Raw genomic sequence first — 6,124 nt, 5'->3', positions numbered from 1 at the left:
TAAAAGCCAAAGTCGCCGCCCTGACCTGCGTCCATTTCGAGGTAACCGAAAACGCCGAGAATCTGCTGCATAATTCTCTTGCCGCCTGGCAGAGCTCACAGGATACCTCACTGTGGCTCGACGACTTCGGCTCCGGCTACGCGGGAATTAACGCTATTCGCGGTTATCACTTTGACTATGTGAAAATTGATAAGGATTTTTTCTGGCACCTGATGCGCAAAGAGTCCGGCCGCCAGCTGATGGATGCGCTGGTGACCTTTTTATCGCGCAACCATCATAATGTGATTATTGAAGGTGTCGAAAGCGAAGCCCATAAAGAATGGCTGCAGGGAATGGAGTGGTTTGCTATCCAGGGACATTACTGGCGGGAAGTCAGTATTGAACAACTGGTCGCCGATGATATTGCCATGTAAAAAAAGCCGGGAATTCCCGGCTTTTTAACGTCACTTAATTATAAACTAATTCCCACGTTGCCCAGCTGGTAATCGGCCCGCTGGTGGCGCTTTTCGGCGTTGGCGAAACATAGCCAACGTAATAGGTGAACAGGCCGCCGCTGACCGCGCTTTCCTGCAAACGCACCTGATTTTGCTGCGGGTCCGCCGGGACAATTTTATTACTCTTATCCAGAGTATTATTATCGTTAGTCGATAGGGCCAGATAAATATTCTGCGCTCCATCCGGCAAGGTATTGGCCAGATACCCGGCGTTTTCGTTACCGACCGCCGTCAGTAAAAAACCATCGACCCAGCGCACGCTGACCCGACGCACCTCATCCTGCGAAGCTGCTCCACCATCATGACGTAGCTGGCAGTTTGACAGCGCCAGGGTAAAAGGCTGCGGCTTCATAAACGCCCCGGCCCCGCGATCGTGGACTTCCGCCAGGCTGACCGGCGCCAGCCAGACATTACCGCTGCCGGCATGCTGGCCGCCGTTTAGCGCGACGCTACAGGAAATATCCGTCACCCGCCCGGCAAAATCGACCCGTCCGCGATCGTAATTGGTCTCAAAACCCCACGCCGAGGGGGCGGCGAGGCTGCCGCAAAATAGCAGCCACGCGATAGTGTTTTTCGGCAATCCCTTCATTCCCCCTCCCGTATTAATCGTACGTCAGGTTAAAGATCATATGCGACTCCACCTCGCCGGTGCTGGTCGTCGGGCCATACTGATAAAAACGCGCGTGCAGCGGTATGGTGATGTAGCGGGTCTCCTGATTATTCAAGCGGCCGACGGTGTATTTCTTATTAAACTGCAGCGGGGAGCCATCCTTCAGCACCTGGATGCCAATGCCTTTCGCCATCCCGCTGCCGGCTTTTTCATTCAGCAAGGCGCCCATGGTAGCGGTAGTGCTGGTGGCCAGGGTACCGGAGAATGAGGTGCTAATGTTGGCATATCCCGTTTCACTCAGGCCGCCGCTGCACTGCAGCTCAATATTAAAATCCTTCCCGCCCGCGGTGGTGCCAACCCCTTTCAGGTCGGTGCGCCGGATGGAACCCACATCGACATTCATATTTTTCCCGCTCAGCACCGAACAGGAGGGCGAGACCACGGTGATGGCGCTGGCGCTCAGATAGGTTTCGAGGATCGGGTTACCGCCGCTCTCCCAGTCGTAGGAGGTGTACTTACCCGCCACCAGGGTGCCGCTGCCGGTGGTTGCCGCGGTTTTGATAATCTCCAGCGTAAAGCGCGACCCTTCGAGGGAATAGTCGGTGGTGTTATATACCCGGGACGAAAAGACGTCGGGATAGACGATATTTACCGTTGCGCCGCCGCGGCTGAAACGCATGCCGATTCCCGGCACGTTGGTGGAGTAGATTTTATTTCCAAGGTCCGTGGCCCCTGGCGACACGATCTTCGCCGCGAAGCGGTTGGTGCCGGAAGTACAGCGATAGCTTGCCCCGCCGGGAGCGCTCATCGTCCAGTCGTGGGTAAGGATCACCGAGCCCACCGGCAGATCCGGGGGCACCACCACCCTGCCCACCACCATGTCCAGCATCACCGTTGGCGATGAGAGACGCGTACAGGAGGCCCAGGACGAGGTGGTTCCCAGCGCCATTAAGACGATAAAAAGCGTTAGTAATTTCCTCAGCGACATACGCTATCCTTTGTTGTTTGCTGTCCCAGATCCACCGAACACTGCCCGCCGCTCCACTTCACAATCGCGCGTTTGGCGTTCGCATCGCTGATAAACATCATGCTGCCCTGGCCGACAACGCCGATCTCCTTGCCGTCGGGGGAGAAAATACTTGCCGCAAACGGCAACGGCTCGTGGTTCGCCTGGCGCGCCTGCAGGGTGAGGTTGTTCTGCACCTTAGTGCCGAACGCGACCTTAACCACGCTGCCTTCCCACGGCACAACCTGCGCCACGGTGCGATCGAAGGCCACGTCGTCATGGCTGCCTTTCGGGTCGATTTCCACGGCGTTAATCCGGTACGGGCGCAGATACGGCAGGATGGCGTAACCATTGCTGTCCACACGGGTGCCCGGCGATCCCGGAAGCATCGCCCCGGCCGCGTCTTTGGCTTCAATCAGGGCCATCGTCGAGCCGCTTTCCGGTGAGAGCACCACGCCGCCGCTGTGGGCGATCATCGTCCCGCTGGCGCCAATGCCGCTCTGACGATAGCCTTCGCCCTGGCTGTAGCTGCCGTTGAGGGTGGTCCATGGCGTACGGTAGCTGCCGTTGAGCGCCACATCATGCTGACCGCCGGTGGCGGTGGTGGTCGACACGCCGTAGTTAAGGTTGTTTTCACTGTCCAGCGAACCGTTGATACCAATCTGCGAGCTGGCAAAGCGCGAGTTATTGAACGAGGTGTTCGACGTCAGGTTGGCGGTGCGGTTATCGCCAAACCACAGCGGGTAGCTGAAGTTGAGTGAAATACGATCGTCGCGACGATGACCGGAGCTGTCTGGCGTATAGACGCGCTGCGCGCTCGCCGACCAGGAGAGACGACCAAATGAATTGTTGTAGCTGACCTGATACTGCTTCTCGGTCCCGGAGCGGTTCCAGTAATCGGAGATACGGCCGCTGAGATAAAACCCGCCCCAGCCGTCCGGCAGGTTCTGGTTCACCGTGAAGGTCATGCCGTTTTTTTGCCGCCACAGGGTGTAGTTGCTGCGACTATTTTTTTCCTGATCGACGGCGTACAGCGCGTCGTTGAGGTTGTAATAACCTTTCGTCGAGTAGCGATACGCCGCCAACACGATGCTGGTCTGGGTATCGGTAAACATGCGGTTAAAGGTCGCGCGATAGCTCTGACCCGAGTCATCATGGGCATCGCTCTTCAACCGCGAATGGGTGACGTCAAAAGAGAGCGCGCCGATGCCGGTGTTCATCCCTGTCCCCACCAGGAAGGCCTGATAGTCGTCAAAACCGGTGACCCCGGTGTAGCCGGTCAACAGATTGTTGATCCCGTGCTGCCAGGTCGCCTGATAGAGCATCGGCTTGTTGCGCAGCGCGCTGTCGTCCACTTTACCGGCGGAGAGCGCGTAGCGGGTCATTCCCGGACGCAGCAGCTGGGCGACGGAAGCGTAAGGCACGCTAAACACTTCTACCGAGCCATCCGCTTCTTTCACCGAGACCTCAAGATCGCTGCCATAGCCGGAAGGATAGACATCCTGCAGGGTAAACGGTCCGGGCGGAACGGTGGTCTGATAGATAATATTGCTGCCCTGGCGCACGGTGACGAGGGCGTTGCTCTGCGCCACGCCGCGAATTTCCGGAGCATACGAGCGCATGCCGTCCGGGAACATATTGTCATCGGTGGAAAGATTAACCCCGCGCAGACCGATAGTGTCGAAAAATTCACCATTGGTGAAAATCTGCCCGCCGCTGACGATGGAGTTGAGCTGTGGGATAGGGCGCTGGAGATAGGTCTGGTTGCTGTTCCAGTGCGCTTTACCCTGCTGCTGCTGCCAGTTCAGGTTGCCGATGTGCTTCAGCAGCCAGCCGTCCCACGACAGACCGGCGTTGACGCCCAGATAGGCGCTGCTGTTATCCGACCCGCCTACCGAAGAGGTATGGCTGTTCCAGGCGTTCGCCATCCAGCCAAGATTGAGCGCGGTAATACCTTTGTCCCAGAACTCCGGGCTGACATAGTTTTTCAGGCGTTGATCTTCATAGATCTGCGGTACCGAAATGTTCAACCGCAGGGAGGACTGGACCAGGTTGTCTTTGACGTTTTCTTCGTTGCGCCAGGATTTGAGGCTACCGCAGTAGCCCTCCTGCTCGCTCAGCTGCGGATTGAGCTTTTCCGCCGCGATGCCATATTGGGCCAGCATCGCTTTGGTGTAGCAGACGCCCAGCCGACCATCTTTATCGCGCGCGATGCGTAAATCGTAGCGCCCTTTCCACTCGTCGTTGGTGTAGACGTCAAGGGAGTAAGTGCCTTCGGTAATCGCGCTGGTCGAAAAGCGCGACAGATCGACCTTTTCGCGACTGCCGACAATAAAGCCGTCGTTAAACTGATATACCGTTCCCGGGTTTTCCTGTCCGCTGGAAAATGGCGGAAAGCAGCACAGCGCGATGGCGATCGCGGTGCTTAATCTTCCCGGGCAGAATGACCTCTGCTTCATTAGCTTTTCCCTTATTTAACGGCCACTTTCACTGCGACATCGGCGCCATAGTCATTAATGTTGTTAACGGTCAGGGTTTCGCCGCGGTTGACGGCGGAGGAGAGCGCCACCGTCTGGCTGGACTGCGGCGCCAGCATCACGGTTTTGCTGTTCAGGGCTTTACCGCCGTCGCGGGAAATACGGCTGACGGTAATGTAGAACGGCGTCGGGTTGTTGATGGCGAGACTACTGCCGCTGGCGGTCAGGGTCAGCTTCTCGGCCGCCGCATCGCGGTTGCCCAGTCCGGCAGGACGATAAATAAATTTAAAGCGCGAACGGATCGCCAGCTGCAGCACGTTCTGGCCTTCATTTTTCTGATTGGCCACCACCGGCGGAATTTCCAGCAGATTCAGCCACCACAGCGTCTCTTTATCTTTCGCCAGACCGGCGCTGCTGCCGAGCTTAATACGCAGCGTCTGGCCGCTCTTGGCGTCAACGCGCGAAATCGGCGGGGTGATAATAAACGGGGTGGTAATGGTATCCGGTGTGGCATCGGCATCGCCGTTATCCAGCCAGGCCTGCGCCAGCGCCGGACGGTCGGCGTTATTTGAAAGCTGTACCGTTATTTCTTTTTCATTTCCTGGATAAATAAAGCGGGTACCGTTAACAATAATATTGTTGGCATGGGCCGCAAAACTAAAAATGAAACAGAAAAAAAGGGCAATACGCTTCATGCTGACCTCAGAATAAAAATACAAGCGGCGGACATTGCCGCTTTATTATTGTTATTAACTGCCCCATCGCGGGGCAGTTTTATTTTCTGACGGAATTACTGGTAAGTAATTTCGTAAGTCGCGTAGCTGTTAACCACACCGGTGGTTACCGTGGTCGGCGCGCTGGTGGCGTAGCCTACGTAGTAGGTGAAACGCGCGCCATCGGCGACAGCGGAAGCGTCGCCTTTCGCTTTCGGCTGAGTGCTGTCACCCGGGATGATTTTGTTGGTCAGCGCGGTAGCGTTGTCAGTAGACAGCACCAGCTGGATGTTCTGAGCACCGGAAGCTTCGGTGTTCGCCAGGTAGCCCTGTTGTTTGCTGGTTGCGCCAGCCAGCAGGTTACCGCCGGTCCAGTTCACGCCCAGTTTGCTTACGTCATCCTGTTTAGTGCCATCAGCAGCCTGGCAGTTAGAGACGTCAATGGTGAAAGATTTCGGTTTCAGGTAAGTATCCGCTGCTGCCGCTTTAACTTCAGTCAGGGTTACCGGAGACAGGTAAACGTTCGCATCGCTGCCCTGGCCGTTAACGGAAACAGTACAGGATACATCGGTAACTTTACCGAAGAAATTAACCTGGCCGCCGCCAACATTGGTATCAGCTGCATGGGCAGCAGTCATGCCAAAAAACGCGGTTGCCATTGCTGCAGAAAGAAGAACCTTTTTCATTGCCATTTCCTTGTCAGAGTGAATTACGAATCAATGAGCACACTGTGAATTCGCATAGAACCAGAAACATCAGGCGATGCTGATTTATGCCACTGTTAACGAAAAAGACTTTAGTAGATTGGCCCCTATATTTCCATA

At 56.1% G+C, this 6,124-nt stretch carries 5 protein-coding genes and 1 pseudogene; 1 reads left to right on the top strand and 5 read right to left on the bottom strand.

Annotation, left to right across the window (positions count from 1 at the left end):
- A pseudogene (gene mkrJ, locus N6P30_RS23990) lies at positions 1–413 on the top strand (phosphodiesterase MrkJ); the annotation flags it as partial.
- Between the two features lie 34 nt (positions 414–447).
- On the opposite strand, the gene mrkF reads toward mkrJ, so the two are convergent.
- The 5 genes from mrkF to mrkA form a co-directional block, all read right to left on the bottom strand.
- On the bottom strand, positions 448–1,083 hold the full coding sequence (gene mrkF / locus N6P30_RS23985; RefSeq protein ID WP_002916122.1) for a type 3 fimbria minor subunit MrkF: 636 nt from the start codon (positions 1,081–1,083) through the stop codon (positions 448–450).
- A gap of 13 nt (positions 1,084–1,096) precedes the next feature.
- Positions 1,097–2,092, bottom strand: coding sequence for a type 3 fimbria adhesin subunit MrkD (gene mrkD / locus N6P30_RS23980; RefSeq protein ID WP_023304039.1), 996 nt, complete (start codon positions 2,090–2,092; stop codon positions 1,097–1,099).
- Positions 2,083–4,569 carry a type 3 fimbria usher protein MrkC gene (gene mrkC, locus N6P30_RS23975; RefSeq protein WP_000813718.1) on the bottom strand — a complete coding sequence of 829 codons (2,487 nt, stop codon included), beginning with the start codon at positions 4,567–4,569 and terminating at the stop codon, positions 2,083–2,085. Before mrkC ends, mrkD begins: the two co-directional genes overlap by 10 nt.
- Positions 4,570–4,580: 11 nt before the next feature.
- Entirely contained in the window at positions 4,581–5,282 is a 702-nt protein-coding gene (gene mrkB, locus N6P30_RS23970) for a type 3 fimbria chaperone MrkB (protein WP_000820818.1), read from the bottom strand.
- A gap of 95 nt (positions 5,283–5,377) precedes the next feature.
- Positions 5,378–5,986 (bottom strand): type 3 fimbria major subunit MrkA, encoded by a 609-nt coding sequence (gene mrkA / locus N6P30_RS23965; protein WP_000756959.1) that lies wholly within the window; start codon positions 5,984–5,986, stop codon positions 5,378–5,380.
- Positions 5,987–6,124: the final 138 nt, after the last annotated feature.

This window comes from Enterobacter sp. PL1, assembly GCF_945957325.1.
Taxonomy (GTDB): domain Bacteria; phylum Pseudomonadota; class Gammaproteobacteria; order Enterobacterales; family Enterobacteriaceae; genus Enterobacter; species Enterobacter roggenkampii.
This window is presented reverse-complemented; position numbering and strand designations above follow the sequence as displayed.

Coding starts and splice junctions, on each gene's coding strand:
- mrkF (WP_002916122.1), bottom strand. CDS start 1,083: ATGAAGGGATTGCCGAAAAACACTATCGCGTGGCTGCTATTTTGCGGC.
- mrkC (WP_000813718.1), bottom strand. CDS start 4,569: ATGAAGCAGAGGTCATTCTGCCCGGGAAGATTAAGCACCGCGATCGCC.
- mrkD (WP_023304039.1), bottom strand. CDS start 2,092: ATGTCGCTGAGGAAATTACTAACGCTTTTTATCGTCTTAATGGCGCTG.
- mrkB (WP_000820818.1), bottom strand. CDS start 5,282: ATGAAGCGTATTGCCCTTTTTTTCTGTTTCATTTTTAGTTTTGCGGCC.
- mrkA (WP_000756959.1), bottom strand. CDS start 5,986: ATGAAAAAGGTTCTTCTTTCTGCAGCAATGGCAACCGCGTTTTTTGGC.